The following is a 23,276-nucleotide window of genomic DNA, read 5'->3' on the forward strand; positions in this document are numbered from 1 at the left end:
TGAGGTGGTGCATATGTTCGATAACTCGGAATTTAGGCAGGTGTTTCTCGAAGAGCTTGAGGAACAGATTATGACGATGGAAGAAGAAATTTTATCTTTGGAAAAGCAAGGCTCTCATTCCGAGGGCATTCAGCGGCTTTTCCGGGCGGCACATACGATTAAAGGCTCCTCTGCTGCAATGGGCTATATGGAGCTCAAGCAGTTGACCCATGAATGGGAGCATTTGCTTGATATGCTGCGTAATGAAGAGCTTGCGATGTCGCTTGAATTGACAAATTTATTTTTTCAATGTCTCGACTTTATTAAAGATTTGCAAAACAGCATTATCCATGAGGAGCTGCTGCCGAACCCATCAGCGGTCATTAAGGAACTGGAACGGTTCTCGAAAGCGAATACGGAATCGGCTGCTGCTGCAAAGGAAGCAGCGGGCGATGCTTTGCCGGAAGAGGCGGAGCAGGTGCTGCAACAATATATACATAACGGTCAAACCGTATTTACAATAACGGTCAAGCTTGCCGAGGACTGCATGATGAGGCTTGCTCGCATTAGCATTATTGATGTATCCTTGCGTGCGTTTGGCGAGGTGCTCTGGAATGAGCCCAATATGAAGCTGGTAAAGGATGATCAGGATATTCATGCCGTGCGGTGGCTGCTTGCTGCTCAAGAGGTGGAGCCGCTTGTTCTTGAGCAGGCGGTAGCTGGGCTGATGGATGTGCAGAGCGTAAGGGTGGAGGCCGTACAGCCGTTTCAAGCGGAAGCAGAGACAGCCGCAGCTTTAGAGCAGGCTGTGGACATGCTGCCTGATTTTGCTGGAGGCGGAGCTGAGGAAGCCGCAGACAAGCCGCAGCAATCCAAAGCTTCAATGAAGCAGCAGACGATTCGCGTCAACGTGGAACGACTGGAAAATGTACTCGATTTGCTCGGAGAGCTGGTCATCGACCAAACTCGTTTGAAGCAGGCCATTCAAACCTTGCATCAGGCTCATGGATATTCGGAGACGATGGATGACCTTGGCGAAATTAGCGATCATCTATCGCGGCTGATCGGCAGCTTGCAGGAAAATGTGCTGAAGGTGCGGATGCTGCCAATCGAGCAACTGTTCAGCCGCTTCCCGCGGATGGTGCGTGATTTGGCACAAACACTGGGCAAAAACGTTGATCTGCAAATGATTGGCGGCGATACGGAGCTTGACCGCACGCTTATTGAAGAGGTCGGCGATCCGATGATTCACTTAATCCGCAATGCGGTGGACCACGGCATTGAAATGCCGGAGGAGCGGCTAATGAGCGGCAAGCCCGAGCGGGGAGTCGTTCGCATCAGCGCAGCGCATGAGGATAATCAGGTTGTCGTCGTCGTCGAGGATGATGGCGGGGGCATTGATACGAATAAGCTGCGCAAATCCGCCGTCGCTAAAGGGGTTATCTCGGAGGAGGATGCGGCACTGCTCGATGAGCATAAGGCGCTGCGTCTGATTTTTCACCCGGGCTTCTCGACCGCTTCCCAGCTTAGCGATGTATCCGGCAGAGGTGTAGGCATGGACATCGTGCGGACGGATATCGAGCGGCTTGGCGGCATTATTGATATTGATACGACCGTCGGCGTGGGAACGAAGTTCACGATAAGGCTGCCGCTGACGCTCGCCATTACAACCGGCTTGCTCGTTAAGGCGAGCGACCAGACGTTTATTTTGCCCATGAGCGCCGTCGTGGAAATTATTCGAGTCGATACAAGCACGCTCAAAATGATTAAGGGCTCGCCGGTTATTAAAATTCGCAATCAGATTGTCCCGTTCGTATGGCTGCATGAAATGTTCGGCTATTCACGTTCGGAGGGCGGCTCTGAGAAAATCCCGGTCGTGATGATCGGCAGAGCGGAGCAGCGGCTTGCTATTGCGGTCGATCAGCTGCTTGGCAATCAAGAGGTCGTTATAAAAACGCTGGGCTCCTACGTGGGCAAGGTGGATGGTATTTCAGGAGCAACGATTTTGGGCAACGGGCGCATTGCGTTGATTTTGGAAATTGGCGGCATTATGAAAAAGGCGAGCGGCATCAGCTAGAGCAGCGTTAGCTGGGTCGGTAAGAAAACAAAGCAGCAACAGCAAATAATAGATAGAACAGGGAGGGTATTTGATATGAATTGGTTCTACAACTTGAAAATCAGCGTCAAATTAATATCCGCATTTCTGATTGTTGCGATTATTTTAGGTGTCGTGGGGCTATTCGGTATTTACAATTTGGGTAAAATGAATGCGTCCCAGGATGATATGTATTTCAATAATTTAATTCCAGTTAAGGAAGCTTATGAAGCACAGGTCAACTATACTCGTTTGCGGGTTCAAATTCGAAACCTGTATATGCATGATACGGAGCAACAGAAGCAGGCAGAGCTTGCTACAATTAGGGAAACGATAGCACAAGTCGAATCGGCTGTTGATAGATATAGAGCAACAAATATGAGCGATGATGCTAAAAGGATCATTGAAAGTTATGATGCGGATTGGAAAGCTTATATGGTAATTTATAACCGGGGTATCGAGCTTGATGCTGCTGACCAGAATGACGCTTTTAAAAAGTTAATCAGCGGTGATTTAAAAACGCAGGGTGATGTTATTTTCAAAACGCTTAAGGATAGCATTGAGCTTTCGATTCGTGAAGCGGACGCAGCCAACCAACAGGGCGAGCGCTCCTATAACAGTGCTTTATTCATTACGATTGTTATTGTGGTCGTGGCGTTTCTCTTGAGCATTATTTTCGGAGTTGTATTATCCCGAATGATTTCAAAGCCGCTTAATCGTATCGTTGTGCTTGCAAGTAAAGTAGCAGACGGCGACTTGCGCGAGAAGGCGGACATTCATACGAAGGACGAGGTCGGCAATTTGGCTGCATCCTTTAACCATATGATTGACCGTTTGAACGGAACGGTTAGCGGCATTGTGGAATCCTCCCATAGCGTTGCTGCGGCAGCAGAGCAAATCTCGGCAGCGACACAGGAAATCGCAGGTAGCAGTACGGCGCAGGCGTCGGCGGCACAGACGATTCACGAGCTGTTCAGCGAGCTGACGATGGCGATTCAGTCGGTTGCTCAAAGCACGGAGCAGGCTTCGGAGCTATCCGATTCCGCAATGAAAATTGCTAGAGAAGGCCGTACGATTATCGACAACTCGGTGAAAAGCATGAATGGCGTGCGCGAGCAAATGTCCCAACTGGAGCAGGATTCCCATCAGGTTGGCGATATTATTGAGGTCATTGAGGATATTGCTGATCAAACGAATTTGCTGGCGCTCAATGCTGCTATTGAAGCGGCACGTGCAGGCGAGCAAGGCCGCGGCTTTGCAGTCGTTGCCGATGAGGTGCGCAAGCTGGCGGAGCGGAGCGGCGAGGCGACGAAGAAAATCACCGTTATTATTCAAGGCATGCAGCAAAATACGAAGCGCAGCGTGAACGCAGTCGAGGAAAGCGCAGCGTTGTCGGAGCAAACGGGTGAAGCGTTCGAGCGCATTACGAAGATGGTCAACGATACAGGTCACCGTGTATCTGAAATTGCGGCAGCAAGTGAAGAGCAGGCAGCTCAAGCGGCCAACGTATTGACTACGGTTGAAAATGTTTCCGCCGCAGCCGAAGAGTCAGCAGCGAGCAGCGAAGAATCCGCTGCGACGGCACAGTCGCTGGCCCAGCTTGCGGATGATCTCCAGCATACGGTGGCGATCTTTAAAACGGCATAACGTATGAAGGGTACAGGTGCGAATGTGAAGCTCACATGAAAACCCTAGGGGATTCGCACCTCAGAAATTGTAGAACGGTGTCGAATTTGAGCTGTTATAGAAAAAGTCAAGGTTTGACTTAGATTTTTATAGTATTAGATGTATTGAAAAATCAGGTGATTGATGCCATGATGGAATCAATCACTTGTTTTTTCGCTGTCGCACTCCGTATGGAGTGCGTGGATTGAAACTATTTTGCTGAACTCGTTTTGTCTGTCCGCTTATCGTCGCACTCCGTATGGAGTGCGTGGATTGAAACTATATATGCGCACTGGCGCTGACAACCTGAATAGTCGCACTCCGTATGGAGTGCGTGGATTGAAACTGTGTAACTGATACAGCAGTTTGTTAAACATAGGTCGCACTCCGTATGGAGTGCGTGGATTGAAACGTTGATATCAACATCTACGCCCAACGCTTTGCTAAGTCGCACTCCGTATGGAGTGCGTGGATTGAAACTGGAAGCCCTGCGCTGCGAATAACTCATGAGGCGTCGCACTCCGTATGGAGTGCGTGGATTGAAACTCCGTTAGCGTGACTTTAAGACCTTGCCACCGGAGTCGCACTCCGTATGGAGTGCGTGGATTGAAACTTGTACTTTGCTTCGCCAGATGCAACTAATATAGTCGCACTCCGTATGAAGTATGTGAGATATTCAAAATGTAGCTTTCCGAAAAAAGTTAGTGAATTGAAAGCGCAAAATTCATGACTATATTAGTTTGCAGATACTTCTAATTTATCAATTGAAGCTTAGCAATTTCACCTTCGTTGAAAAGCATAGCGCCTTAAAACAAAAAAACACCCGAAATTCGCCAAATCAGCGATTTTGGGTGTTTTTGCATTGCGCTATTGCTACTTAATATACACACTGCCGAACGGCAGCACCTCACGTAGTAAACGCTTGAAAAATCCGTCGTTTTGCAGCGGATGCTCCAAGTCTTTCCCATGCGAGCCGGTCTGAATGAGGACGGGGCCGCTGCCGGTTATTTTCCACTGAACGTTCATGTTCTGGCTTGCCAGCTGATTGCCGTAGACGGCAAGCTGAATGGTCGCATTCGCGGGATAAGCGACAAGCGAGCTGGTATTTACGAAAAGCGGGCGCTCCTTATCGAGCTGGAGCACCGCAATGTCGCCGCTTGTAATGACGCCAAGCTCGCCGGGGCCGGAGAAGCGCATCCGCACCAGCTCGCGGGTGATCCATACATTTTTCATTTTCTGAATGACGCTTTTGAGCTGCATGCCGTCTGTGAAATAGAGCACGTGGCGGTAGTCGAACAGCAAATCACTTTCCGGTCCAATTGTGATCGTCTCCAGCGAGCAGCCCGGCGGCAAGCCGATTATAAATTCGGAGGGGCCGCTTAGCACAGCGCGCACCCATTTCTTTTTGCGATAAACGCCTGCCAAATTCATAAAACGATCCTCGCGCTGCTGCGGTGCGCCTTGGTAAGCAATAATCGCTCCCGGATGGAGTACATGGAGCTTGTCCGCATCCTGAAGCGTTACCTTCACATGTCCAATCGGCGCGGGGGAGGTTGCTTTCATCGACTACACTCCTCTGCCAGCATGCTTCTGCTTGCGCCAAACGAGATAACGCCATACGCGCAGGGAAAGAATATAGGCAAAAATCAAACTCATAATGATGAGTGCTGTATTGATAAGCCTTTGCGTAAAGCTGGCTTGCTTCTGCTTGATTTGCTCCATTTCCTGAATAAGCGCGTTGTTCTGTTCCATTAGCTGCTCATTGGCTTTGCGGAACTGCTCGTTCTGCTGCATAAGCTCCTCTTGCCTGGCTGCGTATTGCTCTGCGTTTTGCAGCGACTCGGTGAGCTGCTCCTTCTGTGCATCAAGCTGCTGCTTGGCATCAATATATTGCTGCTCCAGCGCGTCGATTTTTTCGGGGGCGGAGAAAATACCCTTTATGTTGCTCCACATGCCTGCTTCGGCAACCGAATGCGGAAATAGCAGAAATAGCAAGGACATGAATAATAGAGTAGAAACAAGGAATGGCGCTTTTGGCAACGTTGATCCCTCCTCTGATAATGCGATAGCCTTAGTGTAGCTTCTTTTTTGCCCATTTGCTAGATTGGCTGGACATGTTTATCGAAAGAATGCTTTTTTTCGACAGCATCTATGCGGGCAGCAAAGCAATCTAAAGAGTTATACGACATTAAATGAGGATTGGTAACGGTAGAAAATAATAGAATTACAATTTTGCCAGGATGTTTATGCAAACTCCAATATATCGAAGCTTGGTTTTTTAGGGAAGAAGTTGTCTCCACGATATAAGTATGTTAAAATACCAAATAACCAAACATCCTACGTTTGATAAATATTAGAAATGAGGACTGACGTATGCTTCAGAAAACAAATCGATTGACGCTGGTCGAGCAAGTCGCATTGCAAATGGAAGGACAGATCGAATCTGGCAAGTGGGAGGTCGGGATGCGTATTCCGGCTGAGCCGGAGCTGATGGTCGAGTTGAATGTTAGCCGCAATACATTGAGGGAAGCCGTTCGGGCGTTGATTCACGCGGGACTTTTGAAGACGAAACAAGGGGACGGAACGTACGTCAGCTCTTCGAGTGTGCTGGGAGTGGTACTGCAAAAACGAATTATGCGATCCGATACACTTCAAACATTGGAAGTCCGGCATGCACTCGAACGAGAGGGAGCCCATCTGGCTGCACAACGCAGAACGGACGAAGAGGCACGTGAGCTTCTTCTCCAACTGGAACGCTGGGAGGGTGCGGCAGCACGTGGTGACATGGATGGCGTTGTTACGGAGGATATCCGTCTTCACCAAGGCATCATCGTGGCGTCTCATAATGAAATCTTGATTGATTTATACAACCATATCGCGGACGCGTCACAAGATTCGATTACAAGCTTGACCCGTTACGAAGTCAATGCCGAATTTGTGGAAATGCACCGGCAGTTGGTCGAAGCGATTGTCGATCAAGACGCCGATCGTGCCGTGGCAGCGGTTCACCGTTATATTGCGGAATCGAAAGCTATTCTTGCGGTCAAAGGAGGCGAGCGGACATGAGCGTAACAAGCGATACGAAGTCAATGATGGCGAAGAAATCTTTGTCGCTGGGTTGGCCGATCATCCTCGGCATCATCCTGATCGCACTGTCCATGCGGTCGCCGCTAACGTCGGTAGGCCCATTGGTCGGCTCGATTCGCGAATCCCTCGGACTATCGAATGCTGCGGCAGGTCTGCTTACTACACTGCCATTGCTTGCTTTCGCGCTGCTCTCACCGTTCGCACCCATTCTTGCACGCCGCTTCGGGGTGGAGCGGACCCTGCTTTTCGCACTGGTTTTACTCATGGCGGGTATCGCGATCCGTTCGTTGACCGCAACCGCTTCTTTGTTTGCAGGCACTGCTTTGATTGGGCTGGCAATTGCGGTGTGCAACGTGCTCATTCCAAGTCTGGTCAAACGGAATTTTGCTCAGCAAGTCGGCCTCATGACCGGCGTGTACTCCGTGTCAATGAATTTATGCGGGGCGATTGCGTCAGGTGTCAGTGTTCCAGTCGCCCGTGACCTCGGCTTCGGCTGGAATGGCGCGCTCGGCATATGGGGCATACTCGTTCTGTTGGCCGCGCTTTTCTGGTTGCCTCAAGCACGGGCGAGTCTGGCGTCTGCTGGGATAGCGAAGAGCGGTATGTCGAAGCGCCGAAGTCTATGGCGTTCGCCACTGGCATGGATGGTTACGATTTTTATGGGGATGCAATCTCTCTTGTTCTATGTGTTGATCGCCTGGATGCCTGAAATCATGTCAAGCCGAGGCTTGAATGAAGACAGCGGCGGCTTGCTGCTGTCGCTGTTTCAAATTTCCGCGCTGCCCGTAGCGTTCATTGTGCCGATTGTGGCGGGACGCATGAAGAATCAACATTTGCTGGTCATCATCATGACACTTCTGTTGTTTGTCTCATTGGGAGGTCTTTATTTCGGAGGAAATGCGTTCATTTCGTTGTGGACGGTTTTACTCGGAATTGGCGGAGGATGTGCGTTTAGCTTAGCCATGATCTTTTTGAGCTTGCGAGCAAAGGATGCCTTCGATTCCGCTGCTCTTTCCGGCATGTCGCAATCGGTTGGATATTTGCTGGCGGCAACCGGACCGATCTTGTTCGGTATGCTTCATGATATTACGGCAAGCTGGAAGCCCCCGCTGTTGCTGCTGCTTGTCGTTAGCACGCTGATGCTCCTATCCGGCCTTGGCGCCTCCAGAAATCGCACGGTATAAACCCGCCTTACGGTCAAAGCCAATGTACACCCGATTATCGCGCTTCCAAGCAAGGCAGCTCAAGCTCGGCAGCGAGACCGGCCTCAGGCCGGTTAGTTAACGTCAGCCGTCCATGATGGGCTTTGGCTATACGGAAAGCCATTGGCAGCCCGAGACCATGCCCGGAAGGTCTGGCATATTTTCGATTTGCGGAAAAAGGCAGCTCCAGCACATCGGCAAGCTCTTCCGGCGGGATGCCTCGTCCATTGTCTAATACGATGAAGCGGCACGTGCGGTTATTGCCTGCAAGCTCGACTCCCAGCCTGATGTCGCAGCCTTGTGGATGATTATGGCGGATGGCATTGTGGACGAGATTGGTCATGGCACGCAGCAGCAGGCGCTCGTCCCCGTATATTTGAGCGGTTTCGTTTAAGTCGTCCATTTCGAGCGTAAAGCTGGGCTCAAGCCCTGCATTAATAAGATCGGAGGCCACTTGGCGCGTCAGCGCTGCCAGCCGCAAAGGCTTCGGGGTGAGCGGCTGCATTTCATATTCCAGCATGGACACGAGATTCAAGTCACTGACTAAAGTACGCAGCTTCTCTGCTTGATAGCGGATAATACCTGCGTGCTTTCGCTGCAACGGAGGAATGCTTTGATGCTCCTCCAGCTCGCTGGCATAGCCGAGCACCATGGAAAGCGGGGTGCGAATATCGTGGGAAATGCCAGCGATCCAGTTGGAGCGCGCCTCGTCCCTGCTTTTGAGCGAAGCATTTTTCTGATGCAGCAGCGATGAGGCGTGGTTGACAGATTGGGCAAGGTCAGCGAGCATTCCCTTGGGCACAAGCTGCACCTCCTGATCCGCGGCAAGCGCCTGTATGCCCTGCGTCAGCGGACGGATGGAAAGCAGGAGCCGGGAACCGATCAGCAGGGCGACAATCAGCACAAGCACAAGGTTACCGATAAGAAGGAGCAGGGCGCGCAGCGGCAAATTTTTGACCCAGTCGGTCGGCAGTATATGCTGGTATTTGACAAGGCTGTCCTTCGGATAACCGATTACAATAAGACCATCTCCATACTCCCACACAAATACGGGATAATCCATCAAATAGCTCATGGAAAGCTTGGCTACGTCCGTCAAGCTATAGTGGGCAGGGAGCTCTTCGGGCAAGCTATGTCCCCACAACACCTGCCCCGCCGAGCTAATTAGCATCGCCCACACCTGCTGTTCTTCCAGCAGTGCCGCCGTTTCAGCCTCAAGAGCATATCCGTCATTCGCAGCCTTCAGCCCTTCAGCCGTATGCCGTACAACCGCGGCTGGCGAGCTTTTCTCGACCGTTCCCGTACTAACCCAGATGAGCAGCAGCAAAAAGTTAAGTAAAAGCAAAGAGAGCGAGATGAGCATCGTCGCCCCAATAAAACGTTTTAAAATGCGCAGAGTGCCTCCCATTATTCATCCCCCTTGACCAGCAGCTTGTACCCTAAGCCGCGAACGGTCAGCAGATGCTCGGGACTAGAGGGCAGCTCCTCGATTTTTTCACGAATGCGGCGAATATGAACCATTAATGTATTTTCATAGCCGTAATAATCATCGCTCCACGCTGCTTGGCAGAGGGCATCATTGGTTACAATTCGGTTGCGGTTTTCGTAAAACTTGGTTAGCAGGACGAGCTCCTTAGCGGTTAAAGAAACGTTCTCGCTGGACGTCCGCACAATGCCGCTTTCCAAATCTATAACACGGTGACCCAGTTGAAAAATAGGGCGCTGCTCCTGGCGAAATGGCGCATATACTCGCCGTAAAATCGCGCTCAAGCGCAGCAGCAGCTCGCGCGGCAAAAAAGGCTTCACCATATAATCGTCGGCGCCTAGCCCAAGACCAAGCAAGCGATCCTCATCCTCTCCTCTGGCGGATAGAAAAAGCACAGGAACGTTGGAAAACTGCCGCAGTGACTGGAGCAGAGAGAAGCCGTCCCCGTCAGGCAGCATTATATCCATAAGGACAAGGTCCGGCTTAGCCGCCCTTATGCTGCGCAGTGCCTCAGCGCAGGTAGCCGCCTGAAAAATGCGGGTATAGCCCTCTTTGCGTAAAAACCCCTCGACCATTTCCCTTAAATCGCTCTCATCATCAACGATGAGCAGTTTTTTATGCTTTAAGTCTTCCATCGTTTTAATCACCCGTTTTCAGTATACCTTGCTTTTGCTCGTTTTGGAGCGTGGCGAGCCGTCATCTGTCTGATTTAAGGCTGACGTAAGGTTAGCTTCAGTTTACAGCAAGGCGGCATCGTTATGCTTGATTAACAATATGAAGCTGGGAGTGAATGAAGATGCAGGCGATTGTATCTACCCGTGGCCTATCCAAACGATATGGCAGCAGCTATTCCGTCGAAAAGCTCGATTTATTGGTCGAGGAGGGAGAGATTTATGGCTTTCTTGGACCGAATGGAGCAGGGAAATCGACGACCTTAAAAATGATTTTAGGGCTCGCCCAGCCGACGGAGGGCAGCGTATCCGTATTCGGCAAGGAGCTGACCAAGCACCGCCGTCTTATTTTAAGCCAGACGGGCTCTCTGATCGAATCGCCTTCCTACTACGGCCATCTGACCGGCTTGGAAAACATGCGCGTCGTGCAGCGATTGCGGAATGTGCCCGCAAGCCAAGTGAGGGAAGCACTGAAAATTGTCCGGCTGGAGCAGCAGCAAAATAAAAAAGTATCGCAGTATTCCTTGGGCATGAAGCAGCGTTTAGGGATCGCGATGGCGCTGTTGGCTTCGCCTAAGCTGCTCGTACTGGACGAGCCGACGAATGGCCTTGATCCGGCAGGTATCGGTGAAATTCGCGAGCTGATTAAATCTTTGCCGCAGCGCCTTGGGATGACGGTGCTCCTATCCAGCCATCTCTTGTCGGAAATCGAACAGCTTGCCACCTCAGTAGGCATTATCCATCAAGGCAAAATGCTGTTCCAAGGCAAGCTGGATCAGCTGCGAAATGAAGGTCGGCCGACCATTGCCTTTAAGACGAGCCAAAATCCGATGGCGCATTCGCTGCTCGCCGCCCAAGGGTTTGCGCCGATTTTACAGGATGGCTTCCTGCGATTAAGTCATCTGACAGATGGTCAGGTAGCGCGAATCAATCGGGGACTGCTTGCAGCAGATATCGACGTGCTGCGCATAGAAGAGCATAAAAAAAGCTTGGAGAGCCTGTTTCTCGAATTGACAGGGAAGGAGCGCAGTCTATGATCCGCGCGATTTGGCTGGAAGGCTACAAGCTGCGCCGAACATACGTCGGGATGACGGTACTGCTGATGATAGGGGTGGAAATGGGGTGGGCGTTTATGGCAACAAGCATGTCCATCGCACGTAATCCGGATCAGGCGAGCTGGGTGCCGCTTATTGCAATGACGGCATCGTTGAACGGTCTGTTTGCCCCTATTCTCGCAGCGATCTGCGTATCGCGTATTTGCGATATGGAGCATAAGGGCAATACGTGGAAGCTGCTGCTTTCCATGTCAGTCAAGCGGGAGAGCTTATATGCTGCCAAATATGGCTGCGTGGCCTTTATTTTGCTGCTTGCCTGCTTTGTGCAAATAGCAGCTCTGATTGGCTTCGGTAAAATGAACGGTTTTGAGGAAGCGGTGCCGCTTATGCTGCTCGGACGCTTGCTTGCTGGAACGATGGCTGCTCATCTGGCCGTCATTGCCTTGCAGCAGTGGTTATCCATGGCGCTTAAAAATCAGGCATTCGCGCTATGTCTCGGCATGCTTGGCGGGTTCATTGGCATGACTGCTGATTTGTTTCCAAGTGCAATAAGGGCATTGTTCATCTGGTCGTATTACTCGGGTCTTAGTCCGGTCGCCCAGAGCTATACGGATAATCGGCTTGAATTTATAGCGCGGGATTTAGGAGCGGGACTTCCAATGCTGGGACTGTTGTTATTTCTAGGGTTGTTGATCTATGGGGCAGGACGATGGCATATATCCAGACAGGAGGTGTAGAGGTTGCTTATGCTGAAAAGGGTAGTTCCCGCTGAATGGCTGAAGCTGCGCCATTCGCATCTATGGATCGTATTGCTTGCGCTGCCGATTGTCAGCATCCTGATGGGGTGCGGTAATTTATATATGAATCAGGGGGTATTGCAAAATGGCTGGTATAGCTTATGGTCGCAGGTCGGGCTGTTTTATGGCGAGTTTTTCTTCCCGACGCTGATTGCGATTTGCTGTGCCTATCTTTGCAGATTGGAGCATTCAGGCAAAAACTGGAATATGATGATGACCGCTCCGATTCCGGTTGCCAGCATTTTTTGGGCGAAGCTCTATACAGCCAGTATGCTGACGGGCTTTGTGCAAGTAGTATTTGCCGTGCTTTATATGATAGGGGGGGCAATGGTTGGATTAAGCCTCTCCGAATTGCCGGGAGAACTATTCGGCTGGCTCGTGCGGGGCTGGCTGGCAGCCATTACGATTAGCAGCTTGCAATTGCTGCTGTCCTTACGGATACGCAGCTTTGCCGTCCCTGTAGGCATCGGGCTAGGGGCAACCTTTCTGGGGCTGGGCATGTATGCAGCGAAGGCAGGGCTGTTTTTTCCACATTCTTTGTTGACGATAGGCATGGGCGTGCTGAGCCCGGAGCGTCTGCCTGTTCAGCAGCAGTTGACGGTTGTTGTAGTAAATGTGCTCTATACGGCTGCATTCAGCGCCGCTGCCATTTACCGGCTGCGAACAGCCGACGTTTCGGCGTAAGCGCGCATTGCTATGGATACAGAAGCAGCATTAGGCATCATTCGTCAAATCAAGCACAATATTGAAATTTTAAATATACGCATGGTACGAGGTTATGGTAGCCTAGGAGGGAAGTGTTGCCAAGGATGGACGACGATTATGAATAAACGAAGGAGCTGAACGTTAATGCTGCAACTTGACTTGACTGGTAGGATCGCGCTTGTAACCGGAGCGACTGGAGACTTAGGACGCGTGATGGTTAGAACGCTCGCAGACTGCGGGGCGGATGTCGTCATTCATTATCGTAGCAATGAGGACAAGGCGTTGGAGCTAAAGCAGGAGGTAGAGGCTTTGGGCAGACGCGCGATTACGGTTCAGGCAGATATTACGAAGCAAGGCGATGTGGAGCGGCTGCAAGCGGAAGCGGCGGTAGGCCTTGGGCATGTGGATATTGTCGTGGCGAATGCCGTCATTCAGTACCAGTGGGAAAGCGTGCTGAAGCAGCCGGTGGAGGATTATGAAAGTCAGTTCGAATCCTGCGTCATGCAAAGCGTCTATTTGGCAAAAGCTTTCGTTCCCGCAATGGTGGAGCGCGGCGGCGGTCGTTTTATCGGCATCAATACGGAATGTGCGATGCAAAATGCGCCCGGCCAATCGGCCTACGTAGCAGGCAAAAGAGGGATGGACGGCGTGTACCGCGTGCTTGCCAAGGAGGTTGGCGAGAGCGGCATTACGGTCAACCAAGTGGCGCCGGGCTGGACGATCAGCGAACGGGACCGTGCTGCAGGCAGTGAGCGAAATGAAGGCTATGAGAAAAATGTACCGCTGAAGCGGCGGGGAAGCGATCAGGAAATTGCTAACACAGTCGCATTTCTGGCGTCCGAGCTGTCCAGCTTCATTACAGGTGCGTATGTGCCGGTTAACGGCGGTAATGTTATGCCAGCGATTTAATTTAGCTGCACCAATTGATAGGAGGTGTTCGCATGTCCGAATCTACGATTAGTAAGCGACTTATTGAACTTGGTATTGTGCTGCCAAGGGCGAGTGAGCCTGCGGCAAAATACGCAAATTGTGTTAATGTGAATGGACTGCTGTTTGTTTCAGGCAAGGGGCCAGTTGGAGGGCCGCAGGGCAAGCTGGGCAAAGACTTCACGACGGAGGAAGGCTATGAATTTGCCCGGCAGGCGGGACTTGAGGTACTGGCCGTGCTGCAAGATGCACTGGGCTCCCTTGATAAAGTAAAACGGGCCGTGAAAATTCAAGGCTTCGTCAATGCGACAGCTGAATTCGAAGAGCATCATAAGGTGCTGAATGGCTGCTCAGACTTATTGATGGATGTGTTCGGAGAAAAAGGAAGCCATGCCCGCTCCGTTCTTGGTGCTGTATCGGTAAGAAACAATCTCCCAATCATTGTGGATTCGATTTTTGAAGTAGAGGAGTAGAGGGGCGGCATGGAAATCCCTTACTTCTCTAAATCAAAGAAAGCCGGAGCGCCCGCTCGTATGCGGGGCTTCGGCTTTCGGCCGTTTATGGCCGGGTGTGCTGCCTGTTATTACTTGGCAGCCGGCTTTACATACAGGCGGCTCGTTTCTTCCCAGATGCCGTTTGGCTCTAGGCTGACCAGTCCGATTTCGTCTGCTGGCAGATCGACATTCGGTGCATTAACGAGGTTAAGCTGCGGCTCAGGGCAGAAAAACTGGCCGGAGGCGTTGCTGTTCCACACCATCCACTGCTTATAGGCCGTTCCTGCATCGTAAACCAAGGTTACTTGCTCACGCGCATCCGTCAGCTCCATTTGATTGCGGCCGTTACGCGCCTCTACTGTATAATGATTGTCCAGCGGCTCGAAATAAGGAGAAGCGCCAGTCGTTTTCAGCTTCTCTTCGTTGCTGCTCAGCGGCTGAAATTGACCTGTCGGCAGCATGCGCTCATCTAATTCCCAGCGTTTGCCCGCTGTCAGCGTGAAGCTGTAGTCGCTCGCAGCGCTTTGCGGGGCAAAAGGCGCATTAATCGCCGTGTGGAAGCCAATCAGGCAAGGCATGGCGTCATTCCCGCGGTTATGTACGGAAATATGCTGGAATAGTCCTTGGTCATTCAACGAGTAGCGCAGCGTAATTGCAAAACGATGCGGCAAATAAGCATAAATCGGATGCTGCTCATCCACTGCGATTTGAAGCAGCACGTAGCTTTCGGTTTTCAGTGTGCCATAGTCCAGCACTTCCCACGCAGCCGTATGTACGAAGCCATGCAAATGATTGCCTGTTGATGGCTCATTGATAGGAAACGAATAAGTTTTGCCATTCATTGTAAAGGTGCCATCCTGATAACGGTTTGGAGGGAACAGCACGGGAATGCCGTGAGTACCAGGACGTGCTTTAAATTCGGCCATTTCGCTCTCAGCCGGCTCATGCAAAAAATGATAGCCCTTCTCTATATCGCGGAACGCAATCAGGTTAGCGCCTACTTCGGGCAAAACCGCTGCCTCGTAGGCGCCCCATTTTAGCCAAACGGCTGGTTCTCCATGAAATGCTTGCTCAAGCGCTTGTCCTTGCTTGCTCATAATAGCCTCCTTAAATTTGGCGAATATTTGGCGTTTCATACTCCAGATTAGAATAACAGGATCAATGTAAACACACAACCGCCGTATTCCGTTAATGACGGTATACGGCGGTTGTGTGTGAATGGGTGACTGAGGTGTGCGGATAGGGATGCGGTGAAGTGTTATGCGGTATGTGCCTGCTAACCGATTATTGCGCCTGGCTTACGAGCTGCTTGATAACGGTTTGCTTACGTCTAGGAATAGGGATATTCTTGGAGTCGGATGCGTCGGTGCCAAAATAAACCATGCCGTCCGTGATCGCCTTCACCTTGCGAATGTTAATGTAGCAATTGGAGCTGACTTGATAAAAATGGCTGTCATCAATCAGCTTGCGAATTTGTTCCCCGGTCATTCTTTTCTTTATATTGTAGTTTCTGCCGTGGAAGCTGACGAGCTCGGGCATGCCGACCTTGAAAAAAAGGACGTCCGACTCGACCTCAAAATCCTCGTAAATATTACGTGCACCGTTCAATGAAGTATTCATCATTCCATAAGCCCCCTTCAAGAAATGAGAATGAAAACGGAAATAATGTTAGCGCTTACATTATAGCATGGGTAGAAGACATTGGAAAGTGTTTTTTCGAAAACGGTTGTCATGCTTATTTTCCTTGTGCTATGTTCACTATAATATAAAATACCGTTTACATAATGAGAGTATGAGAGGATGAATACGAATGAAAGCAAGCAAGCTTGCAGGAATTGTCTATATCGGCTGCTACGGCAGCGTTGTGGAGCCGTGTATTTATGTAGCGAAGCAGGATAGCGAAAATGGTTCGCTAACGGTCATTCAGCAGGTAACGGGTATAGAAAACGCGTCATTTCTGAGCGTGAATGAAGCAAGGGACAGGCTGTATGCGGTCAGTGAAACGGCGCAAGCAAGTGGTGTGCGGGGCGGCGAGGTTGCTGCTTATGCGATTGACTCAGCAACCGGCAAGCTGAGTGAGCTAAACCGCCAGTCTACCCATGGCGAGCATCCATGCTATGTCAGCTCGGATGGCAGATCCGTATTCGCAGCCAATTATACAGGTGGGAATGCAGCGATGCTGCCGCTTGCAGAGGATGGCTCCTTGAAGCCGGCGATAGCAGTTGTCGGCAGCAAGGGAGAGCTTGGGCCAAATGCGAGCCGTCAGGATGCGCCGCATGCCCATGCGATTTTGCCGCTCGGCGGGCCATCGCCCTATGTTTACATAACGGATCTCGGCACGGATTCCATTCTCATATACCGCCAAAATCCAGACGCAGGGGAGCCGCTTCAGCATGTAGCCTCCTACCAGCTGCACGCAGGAGCGGGGCCGCGGCATTTGGCGCTGCACGAGCAGCTTCCTATCGTATACGTAATGAATGAGCTGGATTCCACGGTGTCGGTGCTGCGAATGAATGAAGAGGATGCGGGTACGCTTGCCCATGTGCAGACGATAAGCGCGCTGCCGGAAGGGTTTAACGCGTACAACGATGCGGCGCATATTGCGCTGGCACCGTCGGGCAAGTTTTTGTATACCTCCAATCGCGGCCATAACAGCCTTGCGGTATTTGCAGTAAATGGGGTAGACGGCAGCTTAACGCTTGTGCAGCATATTTCCTGCGGCGGGGAAGGTCCGCGTAATTTTACACTTGCTCCGGATGGCAGCAGGCTGCTCGTGGCGAACCAGAAGACGAATCATCTGCTCAGCTATCAGGTGGATGCAGACAGCGGTCTGCTGACGCTTGAAGGCGAGCAACTGCAAATTTCAAGCCCTGTGTTCGTCTGGGTCGGTTAAGCATAGCAGAAACAGTGAGAGAAGGCGCGAGGAATGACCAAGGTACAATCATTGAGTAAAGCTACCAAAACAGTTGATTCGAAAAATAAAGCGTTATTTGGCATATTATTCGCTATAAGCGGCGTCCATCTGCTGAATGATTCCATGCAGTCGGTCGTCGCTGCCCTTTTTCCAATTTTTGAACAATCGCTCGGTTTAACGTTCGGCCAGATCGGCTGGATTACGTTTACTTTGTATATGACCTCCTCCGTATTGCAGCCGGTTATTGGCATTTTATCGGATAAAAAGCCTGCGCCATGGATGCTTATTGCCGGCATGTGCTGCAGTATGGCAGGGATGGCGGGACTTGGCTTTGCGCCAAACTTCTGGACGCTGCTGCTCGCAGTTGTGTTCGTCGGCTTTGGGTCAGCGGTATTCCATCCCGAAGGCTCACGGGTTGTTTATTTTGCTGCGGGCGGCAGGCGCGGACTGGCGCAGTCGATCTATCAGGTCGGCGGCAATTTTGGGCAAGCGCTAGCGCCGCTCATGACGATTTTTATATTCGTCCCGCTTGGGCAGCGTGGTGCCGTATGGGGGACGCTGCTTGCGCTGGCAGGAATTATGCTGCTGCTGCGCATCGTGCCTTGGTACGCAGCGGAGCTTGCGGCGAAAGGGCTTGCCGATCGCAAGGCGAAGCAGAGCGGTGCCGCCGCCGCAAATGCGGATGCACTTAGCACGAAAGCGGTGGCGATTGCGCTGGGGCTGCTGCTCGTCATGGTGTTTGCTCGCTCCTGGTACGCAGCGGGGATTACAAGCTTTTATCAATTTTATTTGCAGCGGGATTATGGGCTGTCGATTGGCGCGGCGCAGGTGCCGCTCTTTCTGTTCATGGCGGCTGGTGTCGCCGGAACCTTCTTTGGCGGCATGCTGTCCGACCGCTTCGGGCGCAAGCGGATGCTGCTGTTCTCCATCGCAGGGGCAGCGCCGCTAACCGTCATTTTGCCGCATTTGCCGATTTTCTGGGTATACCCCGTCATTACGCTGCTCGGCCTCATTCTCCAGTCGAGCTTCTCGGTCAGCGTCGTCTATGCGCAGGAGCTCATGCCAGGAAAAGTCGGCATGGCATCCGGGCTTATTACCGGCCTCGCCTTTGGCATGGGCGGCTTAGGAGCCATTGTGCTCGGCACAGCAGCCGACCACTACAGCATCGCGCAGGTGATGTACGCCTCCAGCGTGCTGCCGCTGCTCGGCTTGTTCGGTATTTTACTGCCGAGGGATCGGCGGGCTTAAGCTGGTACATTTTTTGCAATCCTAAAACATCGCAGGGCAGGGAGAGCTTTCCCTGCCTTTTCTTATTTGATTTTTTAAGGGATATTGTAAATAACTAAACAAAATGTTAGTATGTCTATTAAATAAACCGTTTCAAATAGGTGGTGTTTGTTTTGTCGCAAAATGATTTATTCTGGTCAGCAGAGCTTGTCGACTTGAAGAAAGGCTTTGTGTTCGTTCAAGAAGAGGGGCGCTACAGCTGTCTTATATGTGGAGCAGCCTTCGAGGATGGAGAGATATTTCGTGTTCCTGATCGTGATAATCGTGATAAATGGTATGATGCCCGCAAATATGCGGCCTATCATGTTCAGCATAGCCATGGCTCGATGCTCGATTATTTGCTCGGTCTGGATAAGAAGGCGAGCGGGCTTACCGATTTGCAAAAGCAGCTTATTCGTCAGTTCGCCTCAGGCATGTCCGATGCGGAAATCGTCAAAAGCTCAGGAGGAGGCAGCGCCTCGACCATTCGCAACCATCGGTTTGTATTGAAGGAGAAGGCGAAGCAGGCGAAGCTGCTGCTGGCCGCCATCGAGCTGATGGAGAGTGGAGTGTCGGCAGATGCACCGCGTTTTATGCCGATTCACCGCACAGCGACGCAGATTGATGAACGGTATGCGATAACGGAGGATGAATACGAGTCGATTATGCAGCAATATTTTCCACAGGGGCCGAATGGTCCGCTTGCTTCGTTTCCACGCAAGGAAAAGCGCAAGGTGGCGATTTTGCGCCATATTTCAGCATACTTTGAAGCATCGCGCAAGTACACGGAGAAGGAAGTAAATGATCTGCTCAAACGTTACTGGGAAGCGGACTATGTGACGCTGCGCCGTTATTTGATTGAATATGGCTTTCTTGACCGTACGGATGATGGCAGCGAATATTGGGTTAAAGGCTGACTTGGCAAGGGCGGCTTGCTGGCTGAGAGTGAATGGACGAATTTGAGGAGGAAAAACGATGAATAAAGAAGAGCGCAAGCAACTGACGGCACAGTATATGGAGCAGGAACGAGTGATGGGCGTCTATCAAATTACGAATACGGCAAGCGGACGCAGGTTTATTGGCTCAACCTCCAATATGGATGGGGCGCTGAACCGCGTGCGGTTTGAGCTGGACTTTGGCACGCACAAAAATGATGAGCTGCAAATGGATTGGAATGAGCAGGGAGCAGCGCAGTTCGAATTTGATATTTTGGAAAAAATGAAGCTTGAAGATAAGGTGCTGTTCGATTACAAGGATGTGCTCCCGGCTACGCCGGGCGGCACGTCGGCCGAGCAAATGCGCAAATATAAAAAAGCGGCGGAGGAGCTTGAGCAGAAGTGGCTGGAGAAGCTGCTGGCTGAAGGTGTCGATTGTTATAACGAGCGGGAATAGAAATAAAAAAACTGCCAGGATAAAAATCCTCGGCAGTTTTTCGTTATTGCAGCTTATCGTTAGAAATTAGAAGCTTGCAGCAATTTCTTTCGCTTTAACGATTGCTTGTGCTTTAATAGCTGCGCCTTGATCTTGCGATACAGCCATACCTTCAACAAACAGCGGCTCGAAGGAAGGAATGCCGTAGAACAACGAGATTTTTTTCAGGTAGCTAAAGCCGCTTTCCATTGCAGCTGCAGGGCCTTCGGAATAAACGCCGCCGCTAGCTTGGATGTGCAAGCCTTTTTTATCAGTAAGCAAGCCTACAGGACCTTCAGCCGTATATTTGAACGTTTTGCCAGCAACGGAAACCGCGTCAATGTATGCTTTCAGAACCGGAGGGAACGAGAAGTTCCACATTGGAGAAACGAAAACATATTTATCAGCTGCAACGAACTGATCTACGAGCTCGCCAAGGCGTGCAACTTTTGCTTGCTCAGCAGCAGAAAGCTGATCGAAAGCAGTGCCGGATTGCAGCTTGCCCCAACCGCTGAATACGTCAGCATCAATTGCAGGAATATCAAGATTGAACAGATCAAGATGAACGATTTCATCAGAAGGATTAGCTTCACGATAAGCGTTAATGAACTCTTCACCTACAGCAAGGCTGAAAGATGTGGAGTGATCGTGCGGGTGTGCAGTAATGTACAATACAGTAGACATCATTATAACTTCCCTTCGTGTTTAAATAGTACTTCTCCATTATAACTTTTTTTTAGTTAATTTCAATAAGTAATTCGTTAATTTTAATTTTAGAGTATTTTTTGTTTAAGTAAAGGGAGCTGGAAGGGTGGTTGCACCTGTTTCATATGGTGGAGTCTATTTGTTGACTTAAATAAGTCTGCCCTAGCAGGGGGCTTTTTATTTTGGAATAATTAGGGACATAGCAAGCTTGTGGCGGGGAAAAAGAACACCATAGCCTTTTGCGGCTATAGTTAAAGGTTATTCCATCTTTTCGCGGTTAAAGAGGTGGCTTAATTTATTCATCAAAGTTGAGTTTACACTTTCCAACCAACTTCTTTTGCAACGCGTTTAATTAGATTAATGAACTTGTCATCTTTCCGTTCCGAATTAGTAATGGATTTATCACTGGTCGCTTCCCATCGGAATATCTGTTCTATGCTACCATATCCTCTGTTAAACGCCTTAGCTAAGGTTATACAATTCTCTTTTGTTGGTGCAAACGAGAATACAACTCGCAATTCTTCATCTGACCAACCTTTTCCTTTGTTACTTTCGTCCCATTGTCCTTCTTCTTCATATTCAACTCATCACAATTTCCGCTTATTCAGCCTCGTTATCAACACTTAATATACTTAGTATGCGATCAGCCGTTGAATATTTAACAGTCAATTTCGCTCCTAATTGGAATACATCAGGAAATCTCTTATATAAGTGAACTCCATTAATACGCCCTCTTACTGATGGAGGGATCGACCCTTCAATGGATATGTCCTGATAAACAACCTTAACCTTTCCATTATGAGGAAGAACTTTAGCGATTTGAGACTTAATTTTGAATCGCAAGTTATTATAGGCTAGGTCTGCTTCCGTTAGAATGGCTTCTCCAAAAATTTCATCAACTTGTAAAGAATCTTCATGGCTTTCAAAAAGTGATTCGTGAACAGGTGAACTGTGAAGTCTGGGCGAGACATCTTCTTTTTCTAAAAGAGATAGTATAATCTTTCGCTCAATTTCTAGATCTCTCAATCGAGTTCTTAGTTTCTCAGGGTCTGTTTTAAAGAGTTGATCTAAGATATCTTGGTAATTATTATCCATCCTCTTCCCTCCTTCTGCTTACATTCACATTAATCAAAAACTCAAGTATTGTCAAGATTTAAAATAATAAACTTCAAGACTTATCAAGACTCTTGTTGCGGAAAATTGTCAGTAACAAAACCTCTTGACCCTCAGCCGCAATACCCGCCATGAAATATGTTCTTTCACAGAAAAACAACCTCCATCCACATCTGACAGAGGTTGTTTTTGATAGGAGAATGTTTCTTTAAAACATGTGCGGCATATGCCCGAGAATGAATGCCTTTAGCCATGTCTGCTATAAACTCCACAGCATACTACGCCCGCTTGGTCTGCGTCGTTCATTTTTCGCATCTAATGATCTAATGCGAGGAACAGTTCCGTATTTTCGATATGGGCTGCTTCGTTATTTTCATAGGTTGCAATATAAATGGTATTTAACCTCAAATCGGCTGGCCGCTCTTAACCTTCGCGAAGAACGTACTAATCGCATAATAAGCGGCGCCGCGGACGGCGGACTGATCCTGCAATTCGGCGAACAAAATTTGCAGTTTTTCCCGGTGATAGCTAAGTGTGCGGCGGGCGATAGAGGCGTGAATGGCCTCCTCCAGCCAAGCTTGTGCACGGCTCATACGGTTGCCGATGATGACGACGTTTGGATTAAACACATTTACAATGTTAGAAATGCCGACGCCCAAATAGTCACCGATGGCATAAAATAACGCCTGCACCTCGCGGTTTCCTCCCTCTGCGGCAGCAAGCAGCTCCTCCAGCGTCTCAAAGCCAAGCGGCTCTGCCTGCTCCAGCAGCGCATTTTCTGAAGCGTACAGCTCCCAGCAGCCCTGATTGCCGCAGCGGCACGGTTTGCCGCCATATTCAATCGACAAATGCCCCAGCTCGCCGGAAAAGCCGGAAGCCCCTTTGTACAGCTCCTTATTTAAAATAATGCCCGTCCCGATGCCGATGCCGACACTGACGTATATTTGGTTGGCGATGCCGCGACCCGCGCCGTATTTCTGCTCGCCCTGTGCGCCGGCATTCGCTTCATTGTCGATCGTCACAGGCAGCCCGAAGCGTTCCTCCAGCATTTGCTGAAGCTCCACCTGCTGCCATTCAAGGTTCGGCGCAAACAGAATCGCGCCTTTGTCATCGACGATGCCCGGCGCTCCAACGCCGATGCCGATTAGGCCATAATGGCTGCTCGGGGCTTGCGCTGCAAGCTCCTCAATAAAGGCAATGAGCTGGTTCAGGGCTAAATCCTGCTCGCGCTTTTTGAAGGTAAGCTGCCGCTCGCTAAGGACAGTCCCTTGCAGGTCGGTTAACACGCCGCGCATATAGTTGACGCCAAGGTCAATGCCGATGGCATGTCCGGCTTGTCCATTAAACAGCAGCATGACGGGCTTGCGTCCGCCGCTCGATTCGCCGGGGCCATTTTCAAAAACGAGATGATTGTCGATCAGATCCTGCACAAGGCTGGAAACGGTCGCTTTATTAAGTCCGGTTCGTTCAGATATTTGGGCGCGAGAGAGCGGGGCATGCTTAATAACGGCCTCCAGCACAATCGCGGTATTCATTTTTTTGATTAGCGCCAAGTCGCCGGTCGTCTTTAGTTTCAACTCAATTGCCTCCGTCCATCTAAAAATCCATGTAATGTATTGTATCACAGATGAATAGGACTATTTTAACACAAAAAAACTTAGTTTAGTCAATAGACAAACTAAGTTTGATCATGTTATGCTGTTGG

Annotated in this window: 22 protein-coding genes and 1 CRISPR repeat array; of the genes, 13 read left to right on the top strand and 9 right to left on the bottom strand. The window is 50.2% G+C overall.

Annotation, left to right across the window (positions count from 1 at the left end; translation table 11 throughout):
- Window positions 1–13 precede the first annotated feature (13 nt).
- Together V5J77_RS05585 and V5J77_RS05590 are read left to right on the top strand one after the other, a co-directional pair.
- A complete protein-coding gene (locus V5J77_RS05585) occupies window positions 14–2,056 on the top strand; it encodes a chemotaxis protein CheA (RefSeq protein WP_338554801.1) in 2,043 nt (680 codons plus the stop codon).
- A 75-nt stretch (window positions 2,057–2,131) separates the two neighbouring features.
- On the top strand, window positions 2,132–3,721 hold the full coding sequence (locus V5J77_RS05590) for a methyl-accepting chemotaxis protein (protein ID WP_338554802.1): 1,590 nt from the start codon (window positions 2,132–2,134) through the stop codon (window positions 3,719–3,721).
- Between the two features lie 197 nt (window positions 3,722–3,918).
- A CRISPR array of direct repeats spans window positions 3,919–4,419; the repeat unit is 33 nt; unit sequence GTCGCACTCCGTATGGAGTGCGTGGATTGAAAC.
- Window positions 4,420–4,612: 193 nt separating this feature from the next.
- Here the strand turns inward: V5J77_RS05590 and V5J77_RS05595 are convergent.
- Together V5J77_RS05595 and V5J77_RS05600 are read right to left on the bottom strand one after the other, a co-directional pair.
- Entirely contained in the window at window positions 4,613–5,302 is a 690-nt protein-coding gene (locus V5J77_RS05595) for an AIM24 family protein (RefSeq protein ID WP_338554803.1), read from the bottom strand.
- Window positions 5,303–5,305: 3 nt separating this feature from the next.
- On the bottom strand, window positions 5,306–5,779 hold the full coding sequence (locus tag V5J77_RS05600) for a hypothetical protein (RefSeq protein WP_338554804.1): 474 nt from the start codon (window positions 5,777–5,779) through the stop codon (window positions 5,306–5,308).
- A 333-nt stretch (window positions 5,780–6,112) separates the two neighbouring features.
- Between V5J77_RS05600 and V5J77_RS05605 the strand changes: the two genes are divergently transcribed.
- Together V5J77_RS05605 and V5J77_RS05610 are read left to right on the top strand one after the other, a co-directional pair.
- Window positions 6,113–6,805, top strand: a complete 693-nt coding sequence (locus tag V5J77_RS05605; RefSeq protein ID WP_338554805.1) for an FCD domain-containing protein — start codon at window positions 6,113–6,115, stop codon at window positions 6,803–6,805.
- Window positions 6,802–8,010, top strand: a complete 1,209-nt coding sequence (locus V5J77_RS05610; protein WP_338554806.1) for an MFS transporter — start codon at window positions 6,802–6,804, stop codon at window positions 8,008–8,010. Before V5J77_RS05605 ends, V5J77_RS05610 begins: the two co-directional genes overlap by 4 nt.
- A 34-nt stretch (window positions 8,011–8,044) precedes the next feature.
- On the opposite strand, the gene V5J77_RS05615 is transcribed toward V5J77_RS05610, so the two are convergent.
- Window positions 8,045–9,436 (bottom strand): HAMP domain-containing sensor histidine kinase, encoded by a 1,392-nt coding sequence (locus V5J77_RS05615; protein ID WP_338554807.1) that lies wholly within the window; start codon window positions 9,434–9,436, stop codon window positions 8,045–8,047.
- Window positions 9,436–10,149: a response regulator transcription factor gene (locus V5J77_RS05620; RefSeq protein WP_338554808.1), complete on the bottom strand. Its 714-nt coding sequence runs from the start codon at window positions 10,147–10,149 to the stop codon at window positions 9,436–9,438. Before V5J77_RS05620 ends, V5J77_RS05615 begins: the two co-directional genes overlap by 1 nt.
- A 155-nt stretch (window positions 10,150–10,304) precedes the next feature.
- Between V5J77_RS05620 and V5J77_RS05625 the strand changes: the two genes are divergently transcribed.
- The 5 genes from V5J77_RS05625 to V5J77_RS05645 all read left to right on the top strand — a co-directional run bounded on the left by V5J77_RS05625 (window position 10,305) and on the right by V5J77_RS05645 (window position 14,142).
- A complete protein-coding gene (locus V5J77_RS05625) occupies window positions 10,305–11,222 on the top strand; it encodes an ABC transporter ATP-binding protein (protein ID WP_338554809.1) in 918 nt (305 codons plus the stop codon).
- Entirely contained in the window at window positions 11,219–11,977 is a 759-nt protein-coding gene (locus V5J77_RS05630) for an ABC transporter permease (RefSeq protein WP_338554810.1), read from the top strand. Before V5J77_RS05625 ends, V5J77_RS05630 begins: the two co-directional genes overlap by 4 nt.
- A gap of 9 nt (window positions 11,978–11,986) precedes the next feature.
- Entirely contained in the window at window positions 11,987–12,721 is a 735-nt protein-coding gene (locus V5J77_RS05635) for an ABC transporter permease (RefSeq protein WP_338556573.1), read from the top strand.
- A gap of 168 nt (window positions 12,722–12,889) precedes the next feature.
- Window positions 12,890–13,651 carry an SDR family oxidoreductase gene (locus V5J77_RS05640; protein ID WP_338556575.1) on the top strand — a complete coding sequence of 254 codons (762 nt, stop codon included), beginning with the start codon at window positions 12,890–12,892 and terminating at the stop codon, window positions 13,649–13,651.
- Between the two features lie 32 nt (window positions 13,652–13,683).
- Complete coding sequence (locus V5J77_RS05645; RefSeq protein ID WP_338554811.1) at window positions 13,684–14,142, top strand: RidA family protein; 459 nt, start codon at window positions 13,684–13,686, stop codon at window positions 14,140–14,142.
- Window positions 14,143–14,252: 110 nt separating this feature from the next.
- Here the strand turns inward: V5J77_RS05645 and V5J77_RS05650 are convergent, their stop codons facing one another.
- Together V5J77_RS05650 and V5J77_RS05655 are read right to left on the bottom strand one after the other, a co-directional pair.
- The gene (locus tag V5J77_RS05650; RefSeq protein WP_338554812.1) at window positions 14,253–15,260 is read right to left on the bottom strand and encodes an aldose 1-epimerase; all 1,008 of its coding nucleotides are present in this window, start codon (window positions 15,258–15,260) and stop codon (window positions 14,253–14,255) included.
- A 187-nt stretch (window positions 15,261–15,447) separates the two neighbouring features.
- The gene (locus V5J77_RS05655) at window positions 15,448–15,786 is read right to left on the bottom strand and encodes a LytTR family transcriptional regulator DNA-binding domain-containing protein (protein WP_338554813.1); all 339 of its coding nucleotides are present in this window, start codon (window positions 15,784–15,786) and stop codon (window positions 15,448–15,450) included.
- 187 nt (window positions 15,787–15,973) lie between these two features.
- Between V5J77_RS05655 and V5J77_RS05660 the strand changes: the two genes are divergently transcribed.
- From V5J77_RS05660 to V5J77_RS05675, 4 genes are all read left to right on the top strand, one after another.
- Complete coding sequence (locus tag V5J77_RS05660) at window positions 15,974–17,056, top strand: lactonase family protein (RefSeq protein WP_338554814.1); 1,083 nt, start codon at window positions 15,974–15,976, stop codon at window positions 17,054–17,056.
- A gap of 33 nt (window positions 17,057–17,089) precedes the next feature.
- Window positions 17,090–18,325, top strand: coding sequence for an MFS transporter (locus V5J77_RS05665; RefSeq protein WP_338554815.1), 1,236 nt, complete (start codon window positions 17,090–17,092; stop codon window positions 18,323–18,325).
- Window positions 18,326–18,477: 152 nt separating this feature from the next.
- Window positions 18,478–19,260, top strand: a complete 783-nt coding sequence (locus V5J77_RS05670; protein WP_338554816.1) for a DUF2087 domain-containing protein — start codon at window positions 18,478–18,480, stop codon at window positions 19,258–19,260.
- A 58-nt stretch (window positions 19,261–19,318) separates the two neighbouring features.
- Window positions 19,319–19,735 (top strand): GIY-YIG nuclease family protein, encoded by a 417-nt coding sequence (locus V5J77_RS05675; protein ID WP_338554817.1) that lies wholly within the window; start codon window positions 19,319–19,321, stop codon window positions 19,733–19,735.
- 66 nt (window positions 19,736–19,801) lie between these two features.
- Here V5J77_RS05675 and V5J77_RS05680 read toward each other — a convergent pair whose 3' ends face one another.
- The 3 genes from V5J77_RS05680 to V5J77_RS05690 form a co-directional block, all read right to left on the bottom strand.
- Complete coding sequence (locus V5J77_RS05680) at window positions 19,802–20,437, bottom strand: FMN-dependent NADH-azoreductase (protein WP_338556577.1); 636 nt, start codon at window positions 20,435–20,437, stop codon at window positions 19,802–19,804.
- Window positions 20,438–21,058: 621 nt separating this feature from the next.
- On the bottom strand, window positions 21,059–21,553 hold the full coding sequence (locus V5J77_RS05685) for a hypothetical protein (RefSeq protein WP_338554818.1): 495 nt from the start codon (window positions 21,551–21,553) through the stop codon (window positions 21,059–21,061).
- Window positions 21,554–21,975: 422 nt separating this feature from the next.
- Window positions 21,976–23,148: an ROK family transcriptional regulator gene (locus V5J77_RS05690; RefSeq protein WP_338554819.1), complete on the bottom strand. Its 1,173-nt coding sequence runs from the start codon at window positions 23,146–23,148 to the stop codon at window positions 21,976–21,978.
- Between the last annotated feature and the right edge of the window lie 128 nt (window positions 23,149–23,276).

The organism is Paenibacillus sp. KS-LC4 (assembly GCF_036894955.1).
Lineage (GTDB): Bacteria > Bacillota > Bacilli > Paenibacillales > Paenibacillaceae > Pristimantibacillus.

Excerpts from the sequence above, each read along its gene's own strand:
- V5J77_RS05650 (WP_338554812.1), bottom strand. The coding sequence starts at position 15,260 with ATGAGCAAGCAAGGACAAGCGCTTGAGCAAGCATTTCATGGAGAACCA.
- V5J77_RS05635 (WP_338556573.1), top strand. The coding sequence starts at position 11,987 with ATGCTGAAAAGGGTAGTTCCCGCTGAATGGCTGAAGCTGCGCCATTCG.
- V5J77_RS05685 (WP_338554818.1), bottom strand. The coding sequence starts at position 21,553 with ATGGATAATAATTACCAAGATATCTTAGATCAACTCTTTAAAACAGAC.
- V5J77_RS05585 (WP_338554801.1), top strand. The coding sequence starts at position 14 with ATGTTCGATAACTCGGAATTTAGGCAGGTGTTTCTCGAAGAGCTTGAG.
- V5J77_RS05620 (WP_338554808.1), bottom strand. The coding sequence starts at position 10,149 with ATGGAAGACTTAAAGCATAAAAAACTGCTCATCGTTGATGATGAGAGC.
- V5J77_RS05680 (WP_338556577.1), bottom strand. The coding sequence starts at position 20,437 with ATGTCTACTGTATTGTACATTACTGCACACCCGCACGATCACTCCACA.
- V5J77_RS05610 (WP_338554806.1), top strand. The coding sequence starts at position 6,802 with ATGAGCGTAACAAGCGATACGAAGTCAATGATGGCGAAGAAATCTTTG.
- V5J77_RS05590 (WP_338554802.1), top strand. The coding sequence starts at position 2,132 with ATGAATTGGTTCTACAACTTGAAAATCAGCGTCAAATTAATATCCGCA.
- V5J77_RS05605 (WP_338554805.1), top strand. The coding sequence starts at position 6,113 with ATGCTTCAGAAAACAAATCGATTGACGCTGGTCGAGCAAGTCGCATTG.
- V5J77_RS05625 (WP_338554809.1), top strand. The coding sequence starts at position 10,305 with ATGAAGATGCAGGCGATTGTATCTACCCGTGGCCTATCCAAACGATAT.
- V5J77_RS05645 (WP_338554811.1), top strand. The coding sequence starts at position 13,684 with ATGTCCGAATCTACGATTAGTAAGCGACTTATTGAACTTGGTATTGTG.
- V5J77_RS05655 (WP_338554813.1), bottom strand. The coding sequence starts at position 15,786 with ATGATGAATACTTCATTGAACGGTGCACGTAATATTTACGAGGATTTT.
- V5J77_RS05665 (WP_338554815.1), top strand. The coding sequence starts at position 17,090 with ATGACCAAGGTACAATCATTGAGTAAAGCTACCAAAACAGTTGATTCG.
- V5J77_RS05595 (WP_338554803.1), bottom strand. The coding sequence starts at position 5,302 with ATGAAAGCAACCTCCCCCGCGCCGATTGGACATGTGAAGGTAACGCTT.
- V5J77_RS05660 (WP_338554814.1), top strand. The coding sequence starts at position 15,974 with ATGAAAGCAAGCAAGCTTGCAGGAATTGTCTATATCGGCTGCTACGGC.
- V5J77_RS05675 (WP_338554817.1), top strand. The coding sequence starts at position 19,319 with ATGAATAAAGAAGAGCGCAAGCAACTGACGGCACAGTATATGGAGCAG.
- V5J77_RS05630 (WP_338554810.1), top strand. The coding sequence starts at position 11,219 with ATGATCCGCGCGATTTGGCTGGAAGGCTACAAGCTGCGCCGAACATAC.
- V5J77_RS05615 (WP_338554807.1), bottom strand. The coding sequence starts at position 9,436 with ATGGGAGGCACTCTGCGCATTTTAAAACGTTTTATTGGGGCGACGATG.